General features: G+C 53.8%; 26 protein-coding genes. All 26 read left to right on the top strand.

Translation table 11 applies throughout. The annotated features are described in order from the left end of the window. The first annotated feature begins 4 nt into the window (after positions 1-4). The 26 genes from iagB to ACL2XN_RS14120 all read left to right on the top strand — a co-directional run bounded on the left by iagB (position 5) and on the right by ACL2XN_RS14120 (position 24622). On the top strand, positions 5-481 hold the full coding sequence (gene iagB / locus ACL2XN_RS14245) for a type III secretion system invasion protein IagB (RefSeq protein ID WP_413728925.1): 477 nt from the start codon (positions 5-7) through the stop codon (positions 479-481). Between the two features lie 154 nt (positions 482-635). After that, positions 636-1445 (top strand): helix-turn-helix domain-containing protein, encoded by an 810-nt coding sequence (locus ACL2XN_RS14240; RefSeq protein ID WP_410012238.1) that lies wholly within the window; start codon positions 636-638, stop codon positions 1443-1445. After that, positions 1442-3142, top strand: coding sequence for a type III secretion system outer membrane ring subunit SctC (sctC, locus tag ACL2XN_RS14235; RefSeq protein ID WP_410012237.1), 1701 nt, complete (start codon positions 1442-1444; stop codon positions 3140-3142). Before ACL2XN_RS14240 ends, sctC begins: the two co-directional genes overlap by 4 nt. Then, complete coding sequence (gene sctW, locus ACL2XN_RS14230) at positions 3133-4236, top strand: type III secretion system gatekeeper subunit SctW (RefSeq protein ID WP_413722041.1); 1104 nt, start codon at positions 3133-3135, stop codon at positions 4234-4236. Before sctC ends, sctW begins: the two co-directional genes overlap by 10 nt. Positions 4237-4296: 60 nt before the next feature. Next, complete coding sequence (locus ACL2XN_RS14225; protein ID WP_410016634.1) at positions 4297-6330, top strand: EscV/YscV/HrcV family type III secretion system export apparatus protein; 2034 nt, start codon at positions 4297-4299, stop codon at positions 6328-6330. A gap of 19 nt (positions 6331-6349) precedes the next feature. Beyond that, entirely contained in the window at positions 6350-6751 is a 402-nt protein-coding gene (gene spaK / locus ACL2XN_RS14220) for an SPI-1 type III secretion system chaperone SpaK (RefSeq protein WP_410012235.1), read from the top strand. Then, positions 6751-8046 (top strand): type III secretion system ATPase SctN, encoded by a 1296-nt coding sequence (sctN, locus tag ACL2XN_RS14215; protein WP_410012234.1) that lies wholly within the window; start codon positions 6751-6753, stop codon positions 8044-8046. The genes spaK and sctN overlap by 1 nt, the downstream gene beginning before the upstream one ends. Next, positions 8030-8482: a hypothetical protein gene (locus ACL2XN_RS14210; RefSeq protein WP_410012233.1), complete on the top strand. Its 453-nt coding sequence runs from the start codon at positions 8030-8032 to the stop codon at positions 8480-8482. The genes sctN and ACL2XN_RS14210 overlap by 17 nt, the downstream gene beginning before the upstream one ends. Then, on the top strand, positions 8470-9435 hold the full coding sequence (locus ACL2XN_RS14205; protein ID WP_413722042.1) for a hypothetical protein: 966 nt from the start codon (positions 8470-8472) through the stop codon (positions 9433-9435). Before ACL2XN_RS14210 ends, ACL2XN_RS14205 begins: the two co-directional genes overlap by 13 nt. Continuing rightward, positions 9432-10376, top strand: a complete 945-nt coding sequence (gene sctQ / locus ACL2XN_RS14200; protein WP_413728924.1) for a type III secretion system cytoplasmic ring protein SctQ — start codon at positions 9432-9434, stop codon at positions 10374-10376. The genes ACL2XN_RS14205 and sctQ overlap by 4 nt, the downstream gene beginning before the upstream one ends. Continuing rightward, entirely contained in the window at positions 10369-11028 is a 660-nt protein-coding gene (locus ACL2XN_RS14195) for an EscR/YscR/HrcR family type III secretion system export apparatus protein (RefSeq protein WP_410012230.1), read from the top strand. Before sctQ ends, ACL2XN_RS14195 begins: the two co-directional genes overlap by 8 nt. A gap of 23 nt (positions 11029-11051) precedes the next feature. After that, positions 11052-11309, top strand: a complete 258-nt coding sequence (locus ACL2XN_RS14190) for an EscS/YscS/HrcS family type III secretion system export apparatus protein (RefSeq protein WP_410012229.1) — start codon at positions 11052-11054, stop codon at positions 11307-11309. Between the two features lie 3 nt (positions 11310-11312). Further along, the gene (gene sctT / locus ACL2XN_RS14185) at positions 11313-12083 is read left to right on the top strand and encodes a type III secretion system export apparatus subunit SctT (protein ID WP_410012228.1); all 771 of its coding nucleotides are present in this window, start codon (positions 11313-11315) and stop codon (positions 12081-12083) included. A 2-nt stretch (positions 12084-12085) separates the two neighbouring features. Beyond that, entirely contained in the window at positions 12086-13246 is a 1161-nt protein-coding gene (locus tag ACL2XN_RS14180; RefSeq protein ID WP_413727221.1) for an EscU/YscU/HrcU family type III secretion system export apparatus switch protein, read from the top strand. Between the two features lie 183 nt (positions 13247-13429). Beyond that, a complete protein-coding gene (gene sicA / locus ACL2XN_RS14175) occupies positions 13430-13936 on the top strand; it encodes a type III secretion system translocator chaperone SicA (protein WP_410012226.1) in 507 nt (168 codons plus the stop codon). After that, positions 13933-15717: a type III secretion system translocon subunit SctE gene (gene sctE, locus ACL2XN_RS14170; protein ID WP_413728923.1), complete on the top strand. Its 1785-nt coding sequence runs from the start codon at positions 13933-13935 to the stop codon at positions 15715-15717. Before sicA ends, sctE begins: the two co-directional genes overlap by 4 nt. A gap of 17 nt (positions 15718-15734) precedes the next feature. Continuing rightward, positions 15735-16808: a hypothetical protein gene (locus ACL2XN_RS14165; protein ID WP_413728922.1), complete on the top strand. Its 1074-nt coding sequence runs from the start codon at positions 15735-15737 to the stop codon at positions 16806-16808. Between the two features lie 49 nt (positions 16809-16857). After that, positions 16858-17895: an IpaD/SipD/SspD family type III secretion system needle tip protein gene (locus tag ACL2XN_RS14160; RefSeq protein WP_413722047.1), complete on the top strand. Its 1038-nt coding sequence runs from the start codon at positions 16858-16860 to the stop codon at positions 17893-17895. 292 nt (positions 17896-18187) lie between these two features. Further along, a complete protein-coding gene (locus ACL2XN_RS14155; RefSeq protein ID WP_413728921.1) occupies positions 18188-20113 on the top strand; it encodes a hypothetical protein in 1926 nt (641 codons plus the stop codon). Beyond that, positions 20103-20384, top strand: coding sequence for an acyl carrier protein (locus ACL2XN_RS14150; protein ID WP_410012221.1), 282 nt, complete (start codon positions 20103-20105; stop codon positions 20382-20384). The genes ACL2XN_RS14155 and ACL2XN_RS14150 overlap by 11 nt, the downstream gene beginning before the upstream one ends. 376 nt (positions 20385-20760) lie before the next feature. Continuing rightward, entirely contained in the window at positions 20761-21963 is a 1203-nt protein-coding gene (locus ACL2XN_RS14145) for a PrgH/EprH family type III secretion apparatus protein (RefSeq protein WP_410012220.1), read from the top strand. A gap of 13 nt (positions 21964-21976) precedes the next feature. Then, a complete protein-coding gene (locus ACL2XN_RS14140) occupies positions 21977-22204 on the top strand; it encodes a hypothetical protein (protein WP_410012219.1) in 228 nt (75 codons plus the stop codon). Between the two features lie 170 nt (positions 22205-22374). Beyond that, positions 22375-22659: a hypothetical protein gene (locus tag ACL2XN_RS14135; RefSeq protein ID WP_410012218.1), complete on the top strand. Its 285-nt coding sequence runs from the start codon at positions 22375-22377 to the stop codon at positions 22657-22659. Continuing rightward, positions 22656-23414 (top strand): EscJ/YscJ/HrcJ family type III secretion inner membrane ring protein, encoded by a 759-nt coding sequence (locus tag ACL2XN_RS14130; protein WP_410012217.1) that lies wholly within the window; start codon positions 22656-22658, stop codon positions 23412-23414. Before ACL2XN_RS14135 ends, ACL2XN_RS14130 begins: the two co-directional genes overlap by 4 nt. Then, a complete protein-coding gene (locus tag ACL2XN_RS14125; protein WP_410012216.1) occupies positions 23392-24018 on the top strand; it encodes a type III secretion apparatus protein OrgA/MxiK in 627 nt (208 codons plus the stop codon). The genes ACL2XN_RS14130 and ACL2XN_RS14125 overlap by 23 nt, the downstream gene beginning before the upstream one ends. Continuing rightward, a complete protein-coding gene (locus ACL2XN_RS14120; RefSeq protein WP_413722049.1) occupies positions 23960-24622 on the top strand; it encodes a hypothetical protein in 663 nt (220 codons plus the stop codon). Before ACL2XN_RS14125 ends, ACL2XN_RS14120 begins: the two co-directional genes overlap by 59 nt. Positions 24623-24681: the final 59 nt, after the last annotated feature.

Raw genomic sequence — 24681 nt, 5'->3', positions numbered from 1 at the left:
CACCATGCCCGCAGGTAAATATTTCATCGCGCTCGGTTTGCTGTTAAGCGCCACCGCCGTGTCGGCGGACTGCTGGTCGCAGGCGGAACGTCATTTTTCCATCGAATCCAGGCTGCTGCAGGCCATTGCGCTGACGGAATCGAATATGAACCCGCGCGCCACGGGCAAAAACGCCAACGGCACCCGCGATATCGGCCTGATGCAGATCAACAGCCTCCATTTGCCCCGGCTGAGGACGTTGGGCATTGATGAGCAACGGCTGTATGAAGATAGCTGCGTCTCGGTAATGGTGGGCGCCTCGGTGCTCGCGGACATGATGAAGCGCTACGGTTATTCCTGGGAAGCGGTGGGTGCTTATAACGCGGGAACCGCCGCGGGCCGCAAACACCTGCGCATGCGTTATGCCCAACGCGTTTGGGAACACTATAAACGCCTGGATACGAGCAGCGCGCCGGTGATGGCGCGACCGGCTGCATCCTGAATATGTGATTAATCAATATATGCAAATGTATATTAGTCCTGGTTATTAATGTTTTGTTTAACGACTTTCGCTCTGGGCGGTTTTATACATCATTAAATTTAACTCGATGAATCAGATTCCCATCATGATTTATGGAAGACACAAAGGCATTATCATGAGTATCAAGGTTAATCAAAAACGCATGGGGTTAATAATGAACAAAGAGAATATCATATTGCCCCACAGGCCGCTCGCGGAAAATTATAAACAGGATATAACCGAACCCACATGCTGGCTGATGCAAACCCATAATCAGGCGTGCCGCATCCATTTCCAGTCGGGCCAGGAATCCTCCACCCTGAATCTGTCGCAGGATTGGCACGGTATTCTGGTCATGAATAAAATCAACCTGGAAATTATTTCCGGTGCGCCCATCCAGCAGGAGCTGCCTTTATTTGCGCTGGTGAAATTGCAGGTATTTATTGATGAATCACGCCGGGTGTCATTGAAATACGATCCCTTACAGCCTTGGGACAGCATTAAACTTAACAGCGATCCGCTTATTGCCAACTGCGGCGATGTCGAGCGCTGGCTGTTGACGCAAAGCAACCTGCTGCCCACCGAAATGGGCATGCTGGCATCTTTTCTGCGCCGGACGGAATGGTATTGGCTCATCCGCTTTTTATTAAATGAATCGGTCAGCCACGGCAAAATACATGAGCTGGGCGCGCGTTATGGTTTGTCCTATTCGCATTTCCGGCGGTTATGCCGTAATGCCTTGGGCAATTCAGCTAAAAACGAGCTGCGCGGCTGGCGTATCGCCAGGGCCTTGCTCGATGTGGTCGAAGAGGGGCAAAGCCTGACGGAGGTGGCGATGCGGTACGGTTACGCGTCCTCATCCCATTTATCCAATGATATCAGGGATGCTTTTGGCGTTTCCCCCCGGGGATTGTGGAACATCATCAACAAGAAACTGGAAAAATGAAAGCGCAAAAATTTATACAGCAAAGCCTGATATGTTGGTGCCTGATCGGCGGAATGGTTCCCCTGCTGGCGCAGGCCAATCCACTCACCGGGGGAGCTATCGCCGCCGAAGGTTATGTCGCCAATAAAGACGGCTTAAAAATGTTTTTCGACGCGCTGTCGTCGCGTCTGGGCAAGCCGGTCATTGTCAGCAAGCTGGCGGCGCGCAAGCAAATCAGCGGCGAGTTTGACTTCAGCAATCCCCAGGATCTGCTGGAGAAAATTTCCCAGCAGCTGGGCCTGATTTGGTATCACGACGGCCAGGCGATTTACGTTTACGACGCCAGTGAAATGCGTAATTCGATGATGTCGCTGAATAATACGTCCTTTACGGCGCTGGACAACTTCCTGCGCAAATCCAAGCTGCTCGACAGCCGCTATCCGCTGCGCGGCGATGACAGCAGTGGCACGTTTTATATTTCCGGGCCGCCGTTCTATGTCGATCTGGTGATGAATACCGCCAAAAATATGGACGAGCAGTCCGCCACCGGCATCGGATCCGGTGATGAGAAAACGGCGGTTATCCATCTCAGCAATACCTTCGTCACCGATCGGGTCTATGAGCAGCGAGGAGAAAAAATTACCATCCCCGGCGTGGCCACGGTGATTAACGAACTGCTGAAGGGCGGCACGAAAACGGCCGGCACGGCGGTGCACTCGCTGATGCCGGACGCCATGCCGGCGCCGAAAATGCCCGAGTTCAATCTTGAGGCGCTGGGTGCCGGGACCACGGTCTACCAGCCCCGGTCGAGCCTGGCGGAAGCGCTGCGCGTCGAATCCGCCGCCAGTCCGATCAACGTGATTGCCAATCCCAATACCAACAGCCTGCTGGTCAAGGGTACCGCCAAACAGGTGCAGCTGATCACCAATCTGGTGGCGGCGCTGGATACGACAAAGCGGCATGTCGAGCTCTCCTTATGGATTGTCGACATACAACGGGACGATCTGGATCAGCTTGGCGTCAATTGGCAGGGGAGCGTGAATATCGGCAACCAGTTAGGCGTGTCCTTTAACGGCGGTTCCTATTCCACCCTCGACGGCGCGCGTTTTGTCGCCTCCATCCAGGCGCTGTCGCAGAAAAACCGCGCCAATATCGTCTCGCGTCCGGTGGTGCTGACCCAGGAAAATATCCCGGCGATCTTTGACAATAACCGCACTTTTTATACCCAGCTTATCGGCGAGCGTAACGTCGAGCTGCAGCATGTTACTTACGGCACCATGGTGAACGTCCTGCCGCGCTTTACCGCCGACGGGCAAATTGAAATGGTGCTCAATATCGAGGACGGCAACGAACTCAATGAGACCACGGTATCCGCCGGCAATATTCTTCCCAAGGTCGGGCGCACCAATATCAGCACCGTGGCCCGGGTGCCCCAGGGAAAAAGCCTGCTGATCGGCGGTTATACCCGTGATGAAATCTCCGGGCGTGAGGGCAGGATCCCGGGGTTGGGCAGCATCCCCCTTATCGGCGGCCTGTTTAACTATAAGCAGAATACCCAGTCCAATATGGTGCGTATTTTCCTCATAGAGCCGCGGGAAATCACCGAGCCCCTGCAATCCGACGCCAGCAACGTGGCGGACAGCCTGATTGCCGGCCGCCGATCCGCCCCCTTGCCGGACTGGTCGCGCAACCTGCTGGATAGCCAGAAATGGCGGTAAACGCCACCGGCGGCATCGGCAACGCCGGCGCGTTCAGCCTGCCAGACGCCAGGTTGCCCGGCCGGCAGCCCGGGCAGGATGTCGCCACCAAGGTTAAGGTAAAACGCAGCGCCGCCAGCCTGGTCAAACTGGCGGAACAATCCGGCAAAAGCGCGTCGTCGGCGGCGGCCCAATTCGCCAGCAGGCGGCAGTACGAGAAATACGCGCGGGATACGGAGATGAATTTCGCCCGTATCCTGGAAAACGATGCCATCCCCAAGGTGGATCAGCTGCTGCGTATGCTTAACAGCGGCAATCTGTTCCAGAAGAACGCGTTTTTGCTTTTTGCCCGCTCCCTGTTTCCTGATGATAGTGATTTGGTGGTGGTGCTGCGCGAACTGCTGCGGCGCCGTAAGCTGAACGAAACGGTGGGAAAAGAACTTGCGCAACTGCTGGACGAGGTGGAGGCGCAGGCCGACCCCCGGCTTGTCAACGCCGGCATTAACTGTGCGCTTAAGGCCCGGTTATTCGGGCAGGCCCATCTGGAACTGAATCCGGCGATGTTGCGGGGAAGCTACCGGCTATTTTTACAACAGGAACGCCGGGCGCTGGAGGAGTACCAGGACTGGATCGCCTGTTATGGACACCAGTATCGCAACGTGATACTGGCGTTTATCGAGGCCGCCCTGATGGCCGATGTGTATGCGGTAACGCCCAGCTCGGCATCGGTATACGGCGATTTTATCGGTAAATTGGGCCAGCTCAGGTTGATACGCTCCGGGGATGATCTGTTTATGAAACAGCTATTATCAAATAAAGTGATTAATGGTTTAAATAAAAGTGAAACGGATTGGCTGATATTTTTATTCTCGCTATTGCAGTTCCCTGAAGATATAGATGATCATCTTCATTATTTAATTGGGGAAACGTTTTTATTGCGCCGCCATGACGAACGCTCCGCTATTTTGCAGCCTCTGTTTCGTGCATGTAAATTATTGCCACATGAATTATTTGTCTGCAATGAATCTGCGCAGCGTATGTTTATTGAGTTCGAATATCTTGCCGGCCTGGCGTATAAGCGCGAAGTCATTGAAAACAGATTAAATCGAAAATGACGGTGAAAGTTCATCGTCTTTGCATGGGATAACGACGTGTTGACAAAATTTCTGCATAATATGCATTCCCGCCCGGAGCTGCTTATCCTGGCGCTGGTGATCATGATCATCAGTATGTTGATTATTCCTTTGCCGACATACTTATTGGATTTTCTTATCGGGCTGAATATCGTTATCGCCGTGCTGGTGTTCATGGGCGCGTTTTACATTGATCGCATCCTGAGCTTTTCCACTTTTCCCTCCGTGCTGCTGATCACCACGTTGTTCCGGCTGGCCCTGACCATCAGCACCGCCCGTCTGATCCTGACCGACGCCGACGCCGGTGACATCATCGCCTCCTTCGGCCAGTTTGTTATCGGCGATAACCTGGTGGTGGGCTTTGTCATCTTCGCCATCGTCACGGTAGTGCAGTTTATTGTCATCACCAAGGGGTCGGAACGCGTGGCGGAGGTCGCGGCCCGTTTCTCACTTGACGGCATGCCCGGCAAGCAGATGAGCATCGACGCCGATCTGAAGGCCGGCACGATCGACGCGGACGGCGCGCGCGAACGGCGCAGCGTGCTGGAGCGGGAAAGCCAGCTGTACGGCTCGTTCGACGGCGCCATGAAATTTATCAAGGGCGACGCCATCGCCAGCATCCTGGTGACGTTCGTCAATCTTATCGGCGGCATGGCCGTAGGCATAAGCCAGCATCAGATGGATATGTCCACGGCGCTGGATACCTACACCATGCTGACCATTGGCGACGGGCTGGTCGGCCAGATCCCCGCCTTGCTTATTTCCATCAGCGCCGGGCTTATCGTTACGCGCGTCAACGGCGACGGCGACAACATGGGCCGCACGATCATGGAACAAATCATGGGCAACCCGTTTGCACTGATGATTACCGCGTTCCTGGCCCTATCGATCGGCCTGCTGCCGGGGTTCCCCTTGCCGGTGTTTATCCTGCTGGCCGGCGCGCTGGCGGCCGTGTTCTATTTCCGCCATCGCAGGCAGCGCAGGGCGCAGGCGGCCGACGTGGATGGCCGTGCCGGAACACTCCCTCACCAGGATGCGCAAGGCGAGAGCGGCATGGACACCCGGCTGAACATTATCGACGATCTTGACAAGGTGGCCGCCGAGACCGTGGCGCTGATACTGGTGGTATCGCGCGCCAATTTTGCCTTATTGCAACAGGAGCGGCTGTGCGAACGCCTGCGCAGCCAGTTTTTTGTCGATTTCGGCGTAAAACTGCCGGAACCGATTCTGCGCGCCGCCGAAAATGTCGATGAATCCACCGTCATGGTCTTGATCAACGAAATTCGCGCCGACGCCTTCACCATTCATTTCGATATGCTGCGCGTGGTCAATGCCTCCGATGAGATTCAACATCTCGATATCGACATGCGCGTCGACAAAGATTGTATCTGGGTGGCGCGCGAGGCCAGGGAAACCCTGCTGCAGCTGGGCTTCCAGCTGCGTCCCGCCGTGGATGAGGTATACCACTGCTTTGCGGTATTGATGTCCCATCACGTCAGCGAGTTCCTCGGCGTACAGGAAACCAAACATATGCTGGACCTGATGGAGAATAAATATCCGGACTTATTGAAGGAGGTGCTGCGCCATGCCACGGTGCAACGTATTGCCGAGGTGTTGCAGCGCTTATTAATGGAGCGCATATCTACCCGCAATATGAAATTGATCATGGAGTCGCTGGCGCTGTGGGCGCCCAGGGAGAAAGACGTCATTACCCTGGTGGAGCATGTCAGGGGCGCGCTGGCGCGTTATATATGCCATAAATTCGCTATTAATAATGAGCTAAGAGTAATTATTCTGTCGGCGGAGGTGGAGGAAACGATCCGCGGCGGTATCAGAAATACGTCGTCCGGGGCATTTTTACACCTGGACCCGTCGGTCTCGGATGAATTAATGGATTTGTTTACCGTAGGTTTAGAAAGCATATTGATTGCTCAAAAAGATATGGTTTTATTAACCTCGGTGGATATCAGACGCTTCGTCAAAAAACTCATCGAGTCGCGTTTTCGCGATCTCGAGGTCATGTCTTTTGGGGAATTAACTGAAGCTGTAAATGTTAATGTTATTAAAAGTATCTAATTAACCTGGAGTATAATACATGTATGTTGATATTGCCGCTTTAGTGCGCGAAGCCTTATTGGGAAATGGTTGTGATCCCAAACTGTTGGCTAATTTTGATAGCCATTCAACTATTGCGCTCGATTTTCATGATTTGCCAAGTATCTACATCAGCAGCCAGGATGAGGATATCTGGTTTTGGTCGCGCATTGCCGAATACGATGAGGCGGCCTTGCAAAAATGCGGATATTCCTTATTGAAGGAACATATGGAAGGCGAAGCGTTTATCCGCAGCCAGCAGTTTCAGTTCGCCCAGAATGAAGGCTATCTGGAATTTAAAGCATTATTACATCCGGACTCTCTGCAAAGCGCGGAAAACTTTAGCAAGGCGTTGGAAGGTTATTTTGAGCGTCTGGAACGTATCATCGAGGTTATGCATTAATGACCGCCCGGATGAGGCTGCTGCGGCGCCAGGCCCAGCCTCTGCGTTTAGCGGGGCCGATTATCGAGGCGGAGCTGCCGGGCGTCGCGGTGGGCGAGATGTGCGAAGTGCGCCGCGACTGGCGCACGGCGGAGATTGTCGCTCGCGCCCAGGTACTGGGCTTTCAGGGCAATCGCACGGTGCTGAGCCTGATAGGCCATGGCCGTGGTTTATGCCGGGATGTGGTTTTGCATCCCACCGGCGCCCAGTTGGGCATTACCGTCGGCATGGACCTGCTGGGCACGGTCATTGATCCCATGGGGAATGTGGTCGAACGGCTGCATTCCCCGGCGCCCGGCCCGCAGCCGGAAATCCGCCCCATCGATATCGACGCGCCCCCGTATCTGGATCGCGCCGTTATCGACACGCCCTTTATTTCCGGGATCCGCGCCATCGACGGCCTGCTGACCTGCGGCACCGGGCAGCGGGTCGGCATATTCGCCTCGGCGGGATGCGGCAAGACGGTGTTGATGCATATGCTGATCGACCGGTCCGAGGCGGATGTATTTGTTATCGGACTGATAGGCGAACGCGGGCGGGAAGTGACTGAATTCACCGAATCCCTGCGCCGCTCAGGCCGGCAGGATAAATGCGTGCTGGTGTACGCCACCTCGGATTTCTCCTCCCTGGATCGCTGTAATGCGGCCAGGGTGGCCACCACGGTGGCGGAGTATTTCCGCGATCGCGGGAAAAAAGTGGTGCTGTTTTTAGATTCCATTACCCGCTATGCGCGCGCGTTGCGGGATGTGGCGCTGGCCTCGGGAGAACCCCCGGCCAGACGCGGCTACCCGGCCTCGGTGTTCGACGCCATGCCGCGTATTCTCGAGCGGCCCGGGAACACCCGTCACGGCAGTATTACCGCGTTTTATACCATCTTGCTGGAAAGCGACGACGAGCCGGACCCGATTGCCGACGAAATACGCTCCATTCTGGACGGACATTTTTACCTGAGCCGCAAGCTGGCGGCGCAAAATCATTATCCCGCCATCGATATATTGCGCAGCATCAGCCGGGTCGCCGGCCAGGTGACCGATGGGCAGCACCAATCCCTGGCGGGCGAAGTGCGCCGCCTGATGGCCCGGCTTGAGGAATTACAGATATTCCTGGATATGGGCGAGTACCGCCCCGGCGAGAACGCTGAAAACGATCGCGCCATGAATAAGCAGCAGGCACTCATGGCCTTGCTGCGTCAGTCCACGCAGGAAAGCACCGACTTCGCCACCACGCTGCGGATGATGCATGCCGTCGTTGCGTAATATCAAAGTCCTCATCGGCCGCTGCGACGCCGGCCTGCGGCGCTGTGATATGCGGCGCATCGCCGCCGAGCGCCAATTGCGGGAGAACGAGGCGCAAGCCGATGCGCTGGGCCAACAAAAAAGCGGCTTGCGGCAATTGATTGAGCAGGAGCGCCCCAGCGGCAGGCTGGACAAAGCCCGGATTTTTTTGTGTCAGCACCGTATCGCGGTATTCCGGCAAAAAATTAAAGAGCTGGAAGCACAGGAACACACATTGCTGCATAAGCGCGAGGAATTCACGCGGCAGCTCTCCGACCTCAAGGCGGAAAAGCAGCATTGGCAGCGTAAACATGAAAAGTACCTGACATGGGCCGAAAAGCAGAAAAAAGCGCTCAGGCTTGCCGGCTTACGTCAGGATGAAAATGAAACGCAGGAGATTATTACATGGTCGCCGTAACTAACTTCGGCCGCGGGCATAATTACCCGGTCAAATTCGTGCAGGATATCAAGGATATTGCCCGCCAGCGGCAAAGCGATGTGAATGAGCGCCAGCGTCTTAAGAAACCATTCTCGCCAACTGAGCACCAGCACCCCGCCGGCGCCTTCATCGCGCAGATGATAGCGCGCGAAGACGGTGTCTTTTCCAGCCTGGGCGCATTATCGGCGGTGGAAACAATGATGGGCATGCATTCGGCCCTGGTGTCTGATCAAGCCCATGCCGAGGGGGCGAATGCCGGCGCGGCCAGTGCCCGCCCGGCCCACGTCTCTGCGTTTCTGGCGCAGCGGAATCTGGGTTCGGCGCCATCAAACCTCATCGCCGGCGGCAGCGAATTACTGCCAGGCCAGGTGGAAGAACCTGGCGCCGCGCCTGCGGGCGATGTGAATAACAGCGCTCAGCCCGGAAAGGGGACGCGCGCCCTGGCTGCACACACGCCGGCGGTGTTAGCGGAGGGGAATAAAATAATTGCGCCTGACGCGCACGTCGCAGGCAACCTTGCACCGACCGATGGCACCTTGGGCGAAGCCGCCGATGCGCGCCTGTTAGCCGATTTGCTATCAAGCGCGGCCGCGGGCGCGACAATCCCGGCGAATAATCATGCCGCCGAGGTTAGGGCCGGCCAGCCGGCCGTGGATCGGCCGGCGAACCACGGCCACGAGGCAACGATGCCTCAGCCAAACCAGGCTGCCAACACCGACCGCACCCTGACCTATGCCTTCAGTTCGGTGCCGGGCCATCATCACGTACAGGTATCGGCCGGTCAGAACATCACGCTGTTGCCGTCGAGTCAGGAAGTGATTAAGCAAATGGCTACTCATCCTATGCCGGAAAATTACCAGCTGTTGCCCGTGCGGGATGAGCAACACGGGCAACAGCCGAACCAGGATCCGGAGCAGGAGGAGGACGAGTGAGTACACTTTCGCTGCGCAAGCTGCCAAAGGCGCAGGCGTCCTGGCACCCGGCTCTGGCGGGATGGCGGGCGGGCGGCGTCGCTGTCGCTCTGGCATTACCTCCGGCGGCGGGACCACTGATGATGGTCATCGCCGACGATGGCGAGTGGCGGGCGCTGCTGGATCCCCGTGAATGGCTGGCGCAGACCGCGCCGGCGCTGGCCGCCATGGCTGTCGCCGCCTGCGACGACCGGCAAATCATGGCGTTGTTTAACGCCATGCCCCGGCCGCTGACATTTGCCGACGGCGCGCTGGACTACCGACATATACAGGCGTGGGAGCCTGCTGCGTCTAGCCAGGGCCGCGACCTGCCATTGCCCCGGCTCAGCGCCCGGGAATGCCCGGTCTGGGTGACGGCGCTGGATCGCAGCAGGATCAGGCTGCCGGATCCATCCTGCCACGGCCTGCAGGACCTGCCGCTGGCGGTGGAATTTATTCTTGGCGCCAGCCGGCTGCCGGTGGCAATAGCGCGCGATGTGGCGGTTGGCGATGTGGTATTGATTGCCGCGCTTTCGCGCTATGTGAAATGCCAGGGACGGCGGATAGGACATTTTTGCCAACGAGAGGACATGATAATGATCGATGAAAGCCAAGATGGAATGTATGAAGAATATCCTTTGACGGAGAGTGACCCTGCGCCCTCATTGGATAACACGGCCTTGCCCGGCGTACTGACCGAGCTGCCGCTGAATGTGGAGTTTATTTTGCAGCGGCGCTTCCTGTCGATAGGCGAGGTCAACGCGCTGTTTGCCGGCAAAATTCTGGAGTTAGACCCGGCGTGCGAGCACAGGATCGAGCTGCGAAGCAACGGCCATTTGCTGGCGCGGGGTGAATTAGTGCAATTGGACGATCGCCTGGGGGTCGAAATAATGCAACTTTACCCGGATGATCCCCATGCCTAATGAAATCGGGATAATTGCCTCACTGGCGTTTTTATCATTATTGCCGTTTTTGATTGCTGCCGGTACCTGTTACGTTAAGTTTTCCATTGTATTCGTCATCGTGCGTAATGCCTTGGGGCTGCAACAGGTGCCTTCGAATATGACCTTAAACGGGGTGGCGCTGATATTGGCCATGTTTGTGATGTCCCCGGTGGCGCGGGATGCTTATAACGCTTTTACTGAAGAAAAAGTCCAGTTCAACAGCGTGGAGACGGTGGTCGACTTTGTCGAAAACGGCATGAGCGGCTATAAAGCCTATTTGCAGAAATATGCCGATCCCGACCTGGCGCAATTTTTTGAAAAAGCGCAGTCCCGGCAGGGCAGAGACGACCCCTCCTATGAAGATGAGGAAACAACGCCTTCAATGCTGGCTTTGCTGCCGGCCTACGCATTAAGTGAAATCAAAAATGCCTTCAAAATCGGCTTTTATCTGTATCTGCCGTTTGTGGTGGTGGACTTGCTGATTTCCAGTATTTTGCTCTCATTGGGCATGATGATGATGAGTCCCATAACCATATCCGTACCTATTAAGCTCATTCTTTTTGTGGTGCTTGACGGCTGGACATTACTCTCCAAGGGATTGATTCTGCAATATATCGATCTCGCTACCTGAAAAAGTATTAATAGGGTATAAAAATGAATGACGTGGTATTTGCCGGTAATAAAGCCTTGTACCTGGTGCTTATTCTCTCCGCGGGGCCGGTATTGGTGGCAACGGTGGTAGGGCTAATGGTCGGGTTATTACAAACCGTATTACAGCTCCAGGAACAGACATTGCCCTTTGGTATCAAGTTACTGTCCGTTACGCTATGTCTTTTTATTTTGTCAGGCTGGTATGGCGAGACATTGCTCGGTTTTGGCCAGGAAGTGATCAGAATGGCGATGAGCCGCTAGCCTATGAACGATTTGTCTGCATGGCTTGATGTCCAGCATTGGCTCAGTGTCATGATTTTAACCTCCGCCAGGATTATGCCGGTGTTTCTATTATTGCCCTTTTTAACCGGCAATATCGTCAGCGTTAATATCCGCATGCCGGTGGCTATCTTTATCGGCGCTTCGCTGTGGCCTTATTCCCTTGAGCGGATGCCGGTGGAAGAAATCAATTTTTGGGGCGTGCTGGCGCAGGAACTGTTTATTGGTTTGATCCTGGGCGTCCTGTTCGCCCTGCCGTTCTGGATTATGCACGGCGTCGGCTGCGTGATTGACCATCAGCGCGGGGCCACCGTCAGCAGCACCTTTGATCCCATGAGCGGGGTGGATACCTCTGAACTGGCGAATCTGTTTAATCTCTTCGCCGGCGCCCTGTTCCTGGCCGGCGGCGGCATGCTGCTGCTGATGGAAACATTCCAGCAAAGCTATCGGCTCTGCGATCCGCTGCAAACCTGCACCCCGGCGCTAAAACCGGTGCTTGGGATCCTGGGCCATTTAATGACCAGGATTATCATATTGGCGAGCCCGGTGCTGGTCTGCCTGCTGTTATCGGAGGTAATTTTGGGGTTGCTATCGCGTTTTGCGCCGCAAATGAACGCATTTTCCATTTCATTGACGATAAAAAGCCTTATCGCATTTGTGGTGCTGATTCTCTATTTCTCACCCTATTTACCCGACGCTTTCAAAACGCTGGCGCCGCATCCCGGCGTATTGGACATATGGCTGAAACCTGATTAACCATGGCAAACAAAACGGAAAAACCAACGCCGAAAAAGAAAAAAGACGCGGCGAAAAAAGGGCAGACCTTTAAATGCCGCGAGTTGATTATCGCTTGTCTGCTGTTAAGCGGTATCGTCTTCCTTACCAAGACCACCACGCTGGCGCCGTTGCTTGAGGCCTACAGAAATATCATTGCCGGCAACTTCCACATGGATATCAAGGCTTATAGTGCGGCCATTATGCTGCTGGGGCTAAAAATAACCCTGCCTATCGTGCTGGTCTGTCTGCTGGCGTCCGCGCTGCCCACTTTGCTGCAAACCGGATTTATGCTGGCCACCAAGGCACTGAAAATCAATTTCGGCGCGTTAAATCCCATCAAAGGATTTAAAAAAATCTTCAGCATCAGGACTATTAAAGACGGCATAAAAGCCATCCTGCATCTGGGCTGTTTCATTGCGGCGGCCATCATCTTCTGGCACAACAATAAGCTGCTGATCTTCGCCCAGTTGCACGGCACCGTGGGCACTATGATCACTATCTGGCGGGAACTGCTGCTGTCGCTGGTCATCACCTGCCTGCTGTGCATTATCCTGGTGTCGATATTGGATGCCCTTGCGGACTATTTCCTGCATATCAAAGAATTAAAAATGGAAAAACACGAGGTTAAACGCGAGTACAAGGAGCAGGAGGGAAATCCGGAGATGAAGCACCGCCGCCGCCAATTGCACCGGGAAATCCTCTCGGAGCAAACCAAGGCCAATATCAAGGATTCCCAGTTTATCCTGGTGAATCCGACGCATATCGCCATCGGCGTGTATTACGATCCGGATGTGGTGCCAGCACCATTTATTTCGATTAAGGAGTCTAATCAGCGGGCATTGGCGGTGCGGGCTTATGCGGAAAAAATCGGCGTGCCGGTGGTGACGGACATCAAGCTGGCAAGGAAGATTTATAAGAGCAACAAGTTGTATTCCTATGTTCATCCAGAAGATTTTGAGAAATTTATCGATATCCTTGTTTGGCTGAAAGAAGTTGAGAACGCTTGGCGCGATGAAACCTTAGCGGTGGGCGCGGAACCTCTTCCCGGCGATATGGTGCCGCCATCCGCCACACCTGCGGCCGCAGTGCCAGGGATTGAGCGGCAACTTAACGAATCGGCGGCGAAAGGAACGGATCAATAAAGAACGCCATGGCACTGGCCCGTCAAGGATCGAACTGATTTGTGCATGGGGTTTTGCCGGTGGCGGAAATGCCACCGCGGCCAAGGCAATATTAATTAAGCGATAATTGAAAGTTTTCCATTCCCCTTAATGTTTCAATCAAATCACCATCATTGTCGGTGATAACAAATTCAGGAGTTATATATGAGTGTTGTTGATAACGTCAGTGAAGACCGCATCGCAGAATTGCTGTGGAATGCGGTAAATAGCGGTATTACGTTAAAAGAAGTGCATGATATACCTCAGGTAATGATGGAGGGTTTATACACGCATGCCTATGATTTTTACAACAAAGGGCAGTTGGATGAAGCGGCTACCTTCTTCCGTTTCCTGTGTATCTATGATTTCTATAATCCGGATTATTACATGGGGCTCGGCGCGGTATATCAGCTTAAAAAAGAATTTCAAAAAGCAGCGGATATTTATGCCGTGGCTTTTTCACTGGCGGAAAATGATTATCGCCCGGTGTTTTACAGTGGACAGTGTCAATTAATGTTGAGCAAGGCCAACAAAGCCAGGCAATGCTTTGAACTTGTTATTGAACAATCCCACGACGCGATGTTAAAAAAACGCGCCGAGGTTTATATAAATAACTTGAAATGCCCCATGGACGAACAAAAAGACCCCTCTCAAAGCGAGGATATAACATGACGCAATTCCACGGAATTTTAAATGGATTAAGTGCCATGCCTAATGTCAATAATCGTCTTGACGCCATCGAGAATACCGGTGCTCAAGATAATAATATTAATACACCCTTATCGCGGGAACAGACTCTGACGCTGAATGCTCAGTCACGCCAGGCGACGGAAGCGCTGTTAGCGACCATCAGCGCCAGCAGCGATTTGCAAGCGAATATGCCCGCCGCACAGGCGACCGCGGCTGACCTTCCATTAGCGGCCCCATCCGGTAACGTGCAAACCCCGAACAATAACCGGATATCTTTGCAAGAGATATTCAATACCGTTAAGGAATTATTGGTCGATGTATCGCTGGGGAAACTGGCCGATCGACTGACGCTATTGCTATCGCAAAAAGCGGCATTTGACCTTTTCAATTCTGCTCTGTCAGCGGAATATCAACAGGCAATCGAAGCGAGTCAAATTGCGCTGGATACTGCCGAAGCGGATAGGATTGCGCTGCAAAATGCTGAAAATGAACTGGCGGAAAAGCAACGGGCGCTAGATCGGGCAAACGTGGCGCTGAGTCAATTGTCACCTGAGGATGAAGGCTTCGCGACGGCACAGCAATCCGTGCGCGAGGCGCAGGATGAACTTAACCAGGCCTCTGCGCAACGGGACTTGGCGCAAAGTAAGATGGCTGCGTCTTATCAGGCCGCCAGGGAAAGCATTACAAAGCTGGACGATATATATAACCAAGGCAAAAACGCGAATGCGCTTCCATTGGATGCGACTGAAGTGGATAGCGCTATAAACCGCTTATTAGCGTTAATGAACACATTTAACAAGTTGGTGCAAAAGAACCGCCAGCGGGCATTGGAGGAGGATTCCGCGCTATTCAGGCGCATGCAGGAAAGCCTGCATGTCGAAATGAAACATAAAGCCGCTAAAGCCGCCGAGGATATGCGTAAGTCCGAAGCATTGAATAAGACCATGGGGTGCGTCGGTAAAATTCTCGGCGCGCTTATTACCGCCATCAGCGTAGTGGCGGCGGTTTTCACCGGCGGCGCCAGCCTGGCCCTGGCGGCGGTGGGATTGGCTTTGATAGCGGCGGACGCGATAGGCAAGGCTATCACCGGCGTATCCTTCCTGGAACAGGCTATGCGACCGCTGATGGAAGGGATTATCCAGCCGTTGATAAGCATGTTGTCCAAGGCTATTACCAACCTGCTCGCAAAGCTGGGCGTCGATGCCAACACCGCGGCCATGGTGGGAGCGATTGTCGGCGCTTTGGTTGCTGCGGCGCTCATCGTAGCCGTTATGGTGCTGGGTAAAGCCGCCGGCGGTAAAATCGCCTCTTCCGCGCTGGGTAAAATGATAGCCGAAGCCATCAAGAAATTGGTGCCCGATGTGTTGAAAAATCTGGGCAGGCAAACCAGTGCCGCCATTACCGATAGCTTTAAGCGATTGATGGATAAGCTGTCTTTAAAAACCGATCGGCTGTCGAAGGCGACCTTCGCCAATCGGCTGGAAAAGCTTAACAATACCGTGACCTATGGTTCAAGCATGTTTCAATCGGTCGGCTCGATACGCCAGGGCGTCATTCAAAAAAGATTGGCGGAAACATTGGCTGCCTACGGTCTGTTACTTGCGGAAGATAAGCAATGGAAAAAAATGCTGCTGGAAGCCATAGATTATTTTAAAGGGGATATGGAATTAGTCCAGCAACAATTCAGAGAGATGTCCAGCCGCCAGGCTCAAACATATTCAAATACCTTGAGTTTGTTTAGTAATAACAGTCTTTCGGCTTAATTAACAGGAGTAATGCCATGAACGATATAACCCATAACAGCGGAATCAATTTCCATCAGGAAAATATACTGAACACCTCGACGGTAACAGAGCCTGTTGAAGACCGTCGAAAAAACTCATCCGTCTCTTTGACGCCAGAGGCATTGGATATTGCCGCGAGTATTTTCGGTAATAAACTATTATCAGACGGATCACAAATTGTGAATTTACGCCGCCCCGATTCAACGGTCGAACCCGTGACCGTCGCAACAATGGAAAAGATGATTAAGACCGGATTAAATCTGATGCCCGCGACGCCGGAGAAAATAATCGCGTCAAGTCATGAGGGTAACAATGATGTCACTATCCATAAGCTGAGTGGTCAAAAACGGATTGAGGCATTACTCGTGGCTTTCAAAGCCCTAAGTGAAGGGAAAGCCGTTAGTAATGGTGAGGTAGCGAGATTGGCGCTACTGGAAAATGAATCGGTAAAAAGCGCCGCCGCAGCGAAGATTAAACAGGGTATGGACGCGTTTACAGGAGGGATGAGCCAAGGCGTAATCGGCGGCGTGATGGCGACAGGCGTGTATAGGAAACAAACCAAAGCGAATAATATGGATCTCGCGACCATAAAACATGATAAAACCGCCCTTATCAAAAAACAGGGAGACCTGAATATTGCCACGATGAAAAGCACGCAGGGCAATATCGATTTGCAGCAGAGGCAGGCAGGACAAATCAGCTCCCAGCATCAATCGCATTTAGATGAGGCGGCTAAGCGGCATTTAGAACGCGATATTGCAGCCACACAGCATGATATCGAGCTTAAGGACAATAAGACCGCCGCCATCCGGAATGAAGCAAATATGGCTATGGCGGCAGGCCAGCAGTTGCCGGGCTTTATCAATGGCATGACCCAAATGAATCAAGCACACCATGGCGCCGAGGAGTTCCTCAACACGCACTATGCCCAATCGTTCTCCTCTATGTCTGAAACGGCCAGGGCCAATGTTAAAGAACTGGCGGATGCCATGCAGTCGATTCTGGAACAGGTCAAAAAAGTACTGCAAGACAATGTCGCCACACTTGGCCAATTGGCCAGCCGCGCTTAATCTTTCACAGGCGCCGTCTGTAAATTCAGCACGGCGCGAGGCAATCTCTATGACTAGCATCTCTCAATATACCTTACCTCCCCACGGTTTAAATAAGCCTGACTTATCGCCCGCCTCTTTAGATACCTCTCGGGAACACCTCATGAGGACCCAGGCAATAAATGACGGCGAAAGAAGCTCTGGCCCGCCACGAAGTTTAATGAATGTATTTCATTGTCTCGACAAAGTAACAGATAATACGGAGCAGCTGGCAAAGCTCCTTGACGCGCCGAATGCACCAGCACACCAAACGTTGACTGAGCAATTACCCGCCGCGATGCTGCTTATGCGTGATGCCATGGCTAATATCAAGAGTAGCAGCGCCTTATTCGACAATGATCCGGAACTCAACACTCTTAAGAGAAACACTCCTGAACTGGCTGATTTATTGGATAAAGGCCACACGTTAACGTCTACCGAGGACAAGACCAATCCCTGGCTAAGCGGTATGGGGCTGGTGGAAGACTATGTTGCTTATTATCGTACCTATGAAACCGGGACAACGCGCAACACTAATTTTTTTAGCGCCTTCAATGAATTTTTGAAAGTGAAGAGCAAATACCTGGATGTCCGCACGGATGATAAAGGCAATCAATTCATGTACTTCAAACCTGGAATTGAAGCTGAATTGACAGCATTAATCGAAAAATATACCAAAACGGAAGCTGGGATTCTATTTCCTGTTTCCGGGGTCGCCAGTGAAGCGGAGGCGAAATCATGGGCGGAGGAATGGGGATTGGATCCCACATGCGTAAAGCCTAGCGGTAGCGGTTATGTCGTTAGGGTCGATATCTCGCCCCTGCAGTCCATACTTGCGCTTTTCAAAGAAAAAATAGACGAGGGCGGGGGTAAATTTAAAGAGTTGAACTCTATAGAATATAATGCATTTGACAGCGCTTTTAATGGGCTGGCGGAAAAATTAAAAAACCAGGTGCAAATATTCATGACCAAACTGAGTGATACCCTCGGGAGGGTTGAAACTTGGACAAAACAGGTCAATACCTGGATTGAACAGAAAAAAGATCTGCTAATGCGCCTTTTTTCTTAATAACAGCGGGATAACATTGATGATAACGAATTCAATAATTCATATCCCTAATGTGGGAATTATACAGTCAGGACCCGCGGGCAATAAAACGGCTAAACACCAACGTGTCCCGGTAAATTTACGGAATGTTCCTTTACGGATTAATTCCGCCGGCAGGCGGCGTAGCGGGTCTGGGCAGAACACTGCGCCGGAAGAGGCCACGGTCGAGAACTGCCTGAGTGCGCACGAGCGGGCATCGGTAAAGCCGTGTATCAATATTAACGATTTTGAGCGGCAATACCGGCAAAATAGTATGAATGCCCTATTTACCTGCGCCGGGGACCAACGTGAAACATTGGCGCAGCTGTTTCAGAATTCGCGTAGTTTACTGGTCCAAAGCCATCTGGAGCATATTGCCAACGCCCATTTTCTTGCCAGGCAGCTCGGCCCTACCGAAGAATCGGCCGCGAAACTGGACGGCATCATGCATGAATTGACCGACATGATGTTAAAAGATGGACTGGGTGAAAAGTCGGTATTCGGCGGCTACCGTCCTGAGCGGGAAGCGGCCTGCTTACGCCGCCAGAGCCTTGAGGAAGAGCTGGCCTCATTGCTCAACGCAATTCAGGGCGAAGGCGGCGCCGAAGCGGGGGCGCGGTTCATCAATGAAAAAATCAAGCCGTTTGTGGTCGACTATATCGTACAAGAAACGGGGAGCGATGGCGACGTGGTGCAAAAAGAACACATTGCGCAGCTCGTCGAGAAAAACGCCTATCAATGTTTTCAGAATATCCGCGCAGGTATTCAGACTTATCAGGCTTCATCGCTGGAAAAAATCTTTCGTGATACGGATATGATATTAAAGCTGCCCAATTTACTGGCCGCTTTAAATCTCTATAAGGATCATCCGCCGCCATTAAGGACAGGACTGCGAAGCGATGCGGAACAGCAGACAGAAGCCACTCAGCAAAATGATCAGTCCGACAGTACCGATAAGACCGGCGCTACGCAAAAAAACCGGTTAATGCCCAGCGTCGAATTTAACATTAAATATGCGCCGAGAATAACTATTGACGCGTCGGTAAAAATAAACTGGCCGCCAGGAACAGAAAAGAAAGAGGCTGGTAAAACGCAGTCGGTTGATGTGCGGGACAACTTGCAGGATATTTTCGAGCAGCTTAATCAAGCGCCCGATGCCGAAACGCGGGCCGACGTCGGCAGCCCGCCCTCTTTCGCCAAAACACATAGGCCCGCAGCCCGGGGCAGTCATTACGCGCAGGCGGCATTACACGCCGAACTTATCAGCAGCCGAATCCACCCACCTGAGCATAAGCAGAGTATTTTTTCCCAGCCGTTATCGCCCGGCGTAGGACAAAATAACGATCGCTCGCCCGCGAAAAGGGGTGTGACCGTGCAGGAGCCTGCCAACGTCCTGATGAATCCGGGTGCCGAAAAGATATCTTTTACGGCGACGACAACCCAGACCCCGCCCAAGGGGACGGCGCATGGCATTTTCCCGGTCCAGGATAGGGCGCAAGCCGATAAATCCGGCGCGCTATATGCTGCGGCGAAAGAGGTGGCCGAAGCGTTGGGGAATCTTTGGGAGTCTATCCCTGAGTCCGCGTCTTCCTTGTATGCCAATCCGGCACCGGGGAATGGCCGGCCTGATGAGGGCGCCATTTCTGACCTTTATGATAGGGCTCGCAAAAGGGGCGCGGCGCAAAAGGTAACCACTCATGCTGTTTTCGCCGGCCAGGATGCGCCGCAATCCGCTGAGTCCTCCGCGAATAACCTGACCGCGGAAATTCTGCGCCATGCACGGGAAAATCTCACCCCCATTCCGGCCCCAGCCGCTCAATCCACTAAGTCTAGCCCTATGGCGGCCTACCTGATTGAGGCGCGCAACCAACTGAAAGCCACGGTAACCCGGTCCGCCTCCGCCTCCGCCTCCGCCTCCGTGCCGGCGCCGGAGAATGGCCGGATGAAAACAGACGCCCCATCGGTTATCCTGTCCCATCAGGGTGCCCGGCAAGCCAATCATCCCAAGAACGATCATCAGGCGGCGCAGTTTGCTCCGTTAAACCACGATCGCGTAAACCTGGCCGCCGCAAGGGCCGGTTTGAGCAGCACAGGTTATATGCCTCCTTTACGTCAGGCGCAAGTCAATGCTGGCCCCGGCTCATCCACCCCTGTCCCGGCGACCCGAATTAACAAGGGGAAATTTGCTGATGACGAATAATTTGATAACGGGTGTAGCCGTTCCCACCGGCGGTGAATCGCTGCAGCGCGAGCTTTACGCCATGCTGGCCTACCGTTTGGGCCGCAAAGAGTCTGACATTGCCGGCCACCTTAATTTGGCGGCGGAGCTGTATGTCGATTCGCTTGATCTCATGGAAATTGAGATTGGGATAGCGGAAACCTTCGGCGTTGAACTTACAGAAACTGAGTTATTATCAATACGGACGGTTGACGATCTTCAGCGTATCGTCGTCGCAGCGCTTTATGCGTAGCCTCTCACTAAAAACCCCGCGTTAATAAATGATTCATTAACGGGGGTATTTCCAGTAAATAAGACATGTTAACGGCCCTATTCTAATCCGGCGAGTAAAGACTGCTGGCGTTGTTGCGCGTGTAATGTAAATACTGTAAAGTTCTATTTTCGCCATGCCGTGAAATAAGCCATGCTTTTCCATCCCACAGTGTGATCGTAAATAATCAGGGATGGAATTATTTGAAATAATATAGTTAAATAATTCGTTAGGGAATAAATGATTAAATATCTCAGTTTTGATGGATAATTTATCATTTTTTCATCATGAAGTCACCGGCCGCGAGGCGGTAGACTCTTTAGCATGACGAACCCTAGAGTATAAAGAATATTTTACCATGCAAACAGAACAAGGTAAAACAGACCGCCCGGAGAGTGTGGCCATTGTCAGGCTGCTCAATGGTAGTTTGAAGGGTTGCGAATATCCTTTATCCGCGCGGAAAACATTATTTATCGCAGCGGACTGCGGCGCGCTGGAATACGCCGGCGCGTCCCCCTCATTCCCTGAAGACTGCGTGCTGGTCCCCACCGAAGGCGGCGGGGTGAATTTTGAAATTATCCGCACCGACGGCCCGGAACATGGCATTTTGCTGCGCAGGCTGGACAACGACGGCGCGGATGATGTTCCGCTGGCATCCAATCACCCCGTTACCGTGGGCGCGCTGGCGCTGGCGGTAAGGACCGCCGGTGAAACCTGGTCGGAAGACGTCCTGAACTACCGGGCGGGCACGCCGGACATGCCGTCCGCGGTCCCGGCGACAATAAGCAGCAGGCCCGGCAAGCGGGGCATGGCCCTTCTGGCCATCGCGGTTGCCGCCGCCCTGGCGCTGGCGTACCTCTTAACGACGCCGGATGCGCAGCAGCGTGAAATTATCGCCCTGACACAGCAATTTGGCGCTGAACCCGGCAAGTATCAAATATTCCCGGGCCGCGACGGCGTGATGTATGTGCTGGCGGATAATGAGCGCGATGCGGCCTGGGGACGTCAATCCCTGGTGCGTATAAAATCGTCGCAGGCGATAAAAATCAATAGTGAGGATGAGGAAAAACAGCGTATCGAGCGCTGGCTGGGGCAAAATTTCCCCGCTTTAAATCTTCATCAATTGCAATTTGACCGACCGGCGGCGCCGGTACTGTTAGTAAGCAAACAGCGCGGTCAATTGACTGAAACGCAGCGCGACGCTATCAGCAAGGGGTTAATGCGTCTTCTGCCCTATGCTGAAGCTGTCCATTTTGCCGACGTAGACGATGACACCGTGGCACGGCAGGCCGAGGAGGGGATAAAAAAACTGGCGGTGAACTACACCAGAATCGATAACCAGGATAGCGTAATCTTTGTTATTAATGGCGCCATCGACGACGGTGAGCTGCAACGCATCCGTTTCTTTGTCGAGCAATATGCCAGGCAATGGAATGGCAACTATGTCCAATTCGCCATTGAGCTAAAAGACGATTGGCTTAAGGGTAAATCATTCAAATACGGCCATCAGGGCTTTGTGAAAATGACACCCGGACACTGGTATTTCCCTAACATTAAATGAAGAGGATTTTTTTATGAGTACAATCACTGATATTTATTCACGTAATTCAACGGGAGTGAGTGACAAAATGTCAGCCGCGGCAACGGCTCAGCAAGACCTTGAAGCGAATCCCACTGACGAAGCGTTGATATTAAGAGCCAATGGCACCAAGGCGGATTTGTCGACCTTTGTGACCATGTTAAATCAAGCCATGACCCAAAAAAGGGATCTTATTATGGGATTATTAAATGGCGCCAAATAATCGCCGTCTGCATAACGGATTTTATGACCGGCCGGCCATTCTGGCTTGAAAAAGGGTAAGCAGGGACGCTTAGCATGTGAATTTTATTCTTATGCTGCACGATTTTCCGGTTTCACACTAAGCCTCATTGTATTTATTAAGCGTAATTATCAAATTAACCAAGGTGCAACATGAACGAAATTGCCAAAATCGGCCCGCCTCACAGCGTTATTCCGGTCATGCATGACGATGCGGTGGAATCCCTCTCTTTCCTGGCATCGAAAGCGGCCGCCACGGCGGTTGACGCCACACAGGCCCGCAACGAGCTGGATAAACCTTTTACCAAGGACATATCGGCGGAGGCGATGCTGCGAAGAAATGCGCTGAGCTCAGATTTTCAGTTGACGATGAACTGGGTCAGTTCACTGGTAAATAAAGGCGTCAACGTCGTGCGCAGCGTGTTGAGTGGACAATGATGTTAAGACCGATATTTTGTGCCGCCCTGCTGGCGCTCTCACTTACCGCCTGCAACGACGAGCCATTGCTTAAAGGCCTGGATCAACAGCAGGCCAATGAAGTGATAGCCACTTTGCAGCGCAATAATATCCAGGCCTCCAAGGCCGATAAAGGCAAGACCGGCTATAGCGTCGGCGTGGGCAAAGCCGATATTCCGGCGGCGGTGGATTTGCTGCGCAGGCATGATTTGCCGTCGCAGCCGCGCATGGAAATTTCCCGGCTGTTCCCCAGCGACTCGCTGGTGTCGTCGCCGCGGGCGGAAAAGGCGCGGCTTTACTCGGCCATCGAACAGCGTCTGGAACAATCATTGCAGACCATGGACGGCGTGCTGTCGGCCCGGGTGCATGTCAGTTACGACATCGACTCGGGCGACACCGGCAGGGCGCCGGCGCCGATGCACATTTCAACCCTGGTGGCCTATCAAAGCGACGTCGACCCAACCCTGATGATAAGCGATATCAAGCGGTTTTTGAAAAACAGCTTCAACCAGGTGGATTACGACAATATTTCCGTGGTGCTCTCCAAACAGGGGCCGCTGCAGCATTATGCGCCGGTAGCGGTCCAGGCGGACGGTTCCGGTCATTTTCTCCGCTTTGCTCCCGCCGCTGGCGTGGCGCTGGCGGTCGCCGTGGCGGGACTGGCCTGGTACCGGCGCCGTGAAAAAGCCTCAGTGAAGCAGGAGACAGACGCTCATGAAGAGCATCGCGCCGCTTGATGCCATACTCTACGATCCGCTGTCATGGCTGCATCCGCGGCGCCTGCCGCTGCCGCCGGCGTTAAACGGCGCCAGGGCGCGCTCGATAATCAACGGCATCCTTATCCAGGCCCATGATTGGTCGGTGGATTGCCCACCGGCCGCCGTTGACGGACCGGCGGCGTTGTTTATCCGCCACTGGCGCCTTATGCCGCAGGCGGCATTGTTGATAGCCGCGCAGCGCCATCGGGCCTCCCTCGCCCGGCAGGGGGGGCTGTTACAGCTGCCGTCCTGGGTGCGGCAATTCGCCGGACTGGCGATTGTCGATTCTTATGGCGACGATATGCCGGTGGCGATACCGGCCGCCTTAATCGCGCGGGGAAGAGGCGAACTGCTGGCGTTCGGCGCGCAATTGCCGCTAGCCATCCGGCAGCGCATCTCCCTGTTATTCTCACCCGAGCTGGATCGGGAAACGGGCGGTGAACCCCGCCCCGCCCCGAGCCCGCTTTTGATAAAACTGGCTTTCCAACATGCCGAAAAATATTCCACTACGCCGGATGCCGCCGATGTCGGGCGGTGTATTGATCAAGAGCCGGCAGCTGGCGCGCCAACGCGAGGCGCTTGATATCGTCAGTGAAGCGCGCCGTCAGGCGCGCTCTCTGGTTAAGCAGGCGCAGGCCGAGGCCGGACAGCTGCGCCAGCAGGGATTCCGGGAAGGGTACCAGGACGGCATGGCGACCTCGGCCGCCGCGGTGGCCGACTATTTATCGCAGGCGCAACGTCTCGAGGCCGAATTGCAATGTCAGGTTAACGCGCGCGCGCGCCAGTTATTGTCCATGGCGCTGGATCACCCGGATACCGTGCTGGCGCTGGTGGATGAATGGCTGGCGTCATTGCCCGAGGCGACAGCGGCCGAACCGATGATCTTGCTGCTGCCGGAAGCGGCGCGAAGATCCCATGCCCTGCTTAGGCAGCGCATCGACGCGGCAGTTCCGGGCGCCGGCCAGATTGAATATCATCGGGAGAACCGCGTCGTGATGAAGTATGGCCATCAGGTAGCCGAGTTCGCCCCCGAAGCGTTTTTAACCGAGGGCGTGCGGCGACTGGGCGGTTTTAACGCTATGGCGCAAGAGTGCCGCCGCCTTACCCAGGCCGGCCTGCGGCGCCTGCATGAGGTATTTTTGCAGCATCATGCCGTGGGCGGCGCGCACCCGGAGAAAAGTGGCTGAACTGTGATCGGCGCGCTAAAGGTATTTGGCCGTTAGGTTACAATTTACCCTGTTTCGCT

It is taken from the genome of Sodalis sp. RH22 (assembly GCF_047324165.1).
Taxonomy (GTDB): Bacteria; Pseudomonadota; Gammaproteobacteria; order Enterobacterales; family Enterobacteriaceae; genus Acerihabitans.
This window is presented reverse-complemented; position numbering and strand designations above follow the sequence as displayed.

What these genes read in the sequence shown, in the direction of transcription:
- sctW (WP_413722041.1), top strand. Translation starts at nt 3,133, where the DNA reads ATGGCGGTAAACGCCACCGGCGGCATCGGCAACGCCGGCGCGTTCAGC.
- ACL2XN_RS14160 (WP_413722047.1), top strand. Translation starts at nt 16,858, where the DNA reads ATGACTAGCATCTCTCAATATACCTTACCTCCCCACGGTTTAAATAAG.
- ACL2XN_RS14125 (WP_410012216.1), top strand. Translation starts at nt 23,392, where the DNA reads ATGAAGAGCATCGCGCCGCTTGATGCCATACTCTACGATCCGCTGTCA.
- ACL2XN_RS14195 (WP_410012230.1), top strand. Translation starts at nt 10,369, where the DNA reads ATGCCTAATGAAATCGGGATAATTGCCTCACTGGCGTTTTTATCATTA.
- ACL2XN_RS14205 (WP_413722042.1), top strand. Translation starts at nt 8,470, where the DNA reads ATGGTCGCCGTAACTAACTTCGGCCGCGGGCATAATTACCCGGTCAAA.
- ACL2XN_RS14225 (WP_410016634.1), top strand. Translation starts at nt 4,297, where the DNA reads ATGCATTCCCGCCCGGAGCTGCTTATCCTGGCGCTGGTGATCATGATC.
- sctE (WP_413728923.1), top strand. Translation starts at nt 13,933, where the DNA reads ATGACGCAATTCCACGGAATTTTAAATGGATTAAGTGCCATGCCTAAT.
- iagB (WP_413728925.1), top strand. Translation starts at nt 5, where the DNA reads ATGCCCGCAGGTAAATATTTCATCGCGCTCGGTTTGCTGTTAAGCGCC.
- sicA (WP_410012226.1), top strand. Translation starts at nt 13,430, where the DNA reads ATGAGTGTTGTTGATAACGTCAGTGAAGACCGCATCGCAGAATTGCTG.
- ACL2XN_RS14150 (WP_410012221.1), top strand. Translation starts at nt 20,103, where the DNA reads ATGACGAATAATTTGATAACGGGTGTAGCCGTTCCCACCGGCGGTGAA.
- ACL2XN_RS14140 (WP_410012219.1), top strand. Translation starts at nt 21,977, where the DNA reads ATGAGTACAATCACTGATATTTATTCACGTAATTCAACGGGAGTGAGT.
- ACL2XN_RS14165 (WP_413728922.1), top strand. Translation starts at nt 15,735, where the DNA reads ATGAACGATATAACCCATAACAGCGGAATCAATTTCCATCAGGAAAAT.
- ACL2XN_RS14145 (WP_410012220.1), top strand. Translation starts at nt 20,761, where the DNA reads ATGCAAACAGAACAAGGTAAAACAGACCGCCCGGAGAGTGTGGCCATT.
- ACL2XN_RS14130 (WP_410012217.1), top strand. Translation starts at nt 22,656, where the DNA reads ATGATGTTAAGACCGATATTTTGTGCCGCCCTGCTGGCGCTCTCACTT.
- sctN (WP_410012234.1), top strand. Translation starts at nt 6,751, where the DNA reads ATGACCGCCCGGATGAGGCTGCTGCGGCGCCAGGCCCAGCCTCTGCGT.
- ACL2XN_RS14135 (WP_410012218.1), top strand. Translation starts at nt 22,375, where the DNA reads ATGAACGAAATTGCCAAAATCGGCCCGCCTCACAGCGTTATTCCGGTC.
- ACL2XN_RS14240 (WP_410012238.1), top strand. Translation starts at nt 636, where the DNA reads ATGAGTATCAAGGTTAATCAAAAACGCATGGGGTTAATAATGAACAAA.
- spaK (WP_410012235.1), top strand. Translation starts at nt 6,350, where the DNA reads ATGTATGTTGATATTGCCGCTTTAGTGCGCGAAGCCTTATTGGGAAAT.
- sctT (WP_410012228.1), top strand. Translation starts at nt 11,313, where the DNA reads ATGAACGATTTGTCTGCATGGCTTGATGTCCAGCATTGGCTCAGTGTC.
- ACL2XN_RS14180 (WP_413727221.1), top strand. Translation starts at nt 12,086, where the DNA reads ATGGCAAACAAAACGGAAAAACCAACGCCGAAAAAGAAAAAAGACGCG.
- ACL2XN_RS14210 (WP_410012233.1), top strand. Translation starts at nt 8,030, where the DNA reads ATGCCGTCGTTGCGTAATATCAAAGTCCTCATCGGCCGCTGCGACGCC.
- sctC (WP_410012237.1), top strand. Translation starts at nt 1,442, where the DNA reads ATGAAAGCGCAAAAATTTATACAGCAAAGCCTGATATGTTGGTGCCTG.
- ACL2XN_RS14190 (WP_410012229.1), top strand. Translation starts at nt 11,052, where the DNA reads ATGAATGACGTGGTATTTGCCGGTAATAAAGCCTTGTACCTGGTGCTT.
- ACL2XN_RS14155 (WP_413728921.1), top strand. Translation starts at nt 18,188, where the DNA reads ATGAATGCCCTATTTACCTGCGCCGGGGACCAACGTGAAACATTGGCG.
- ACL2XN_RS14120 (WP_413722049.1), top strand. Translation starts at nt 23,960, where the DNA reads ATGTCGGGCGGTGTATTGATCAAGAGCCGGCAGCTGGCGCGCCAACGC.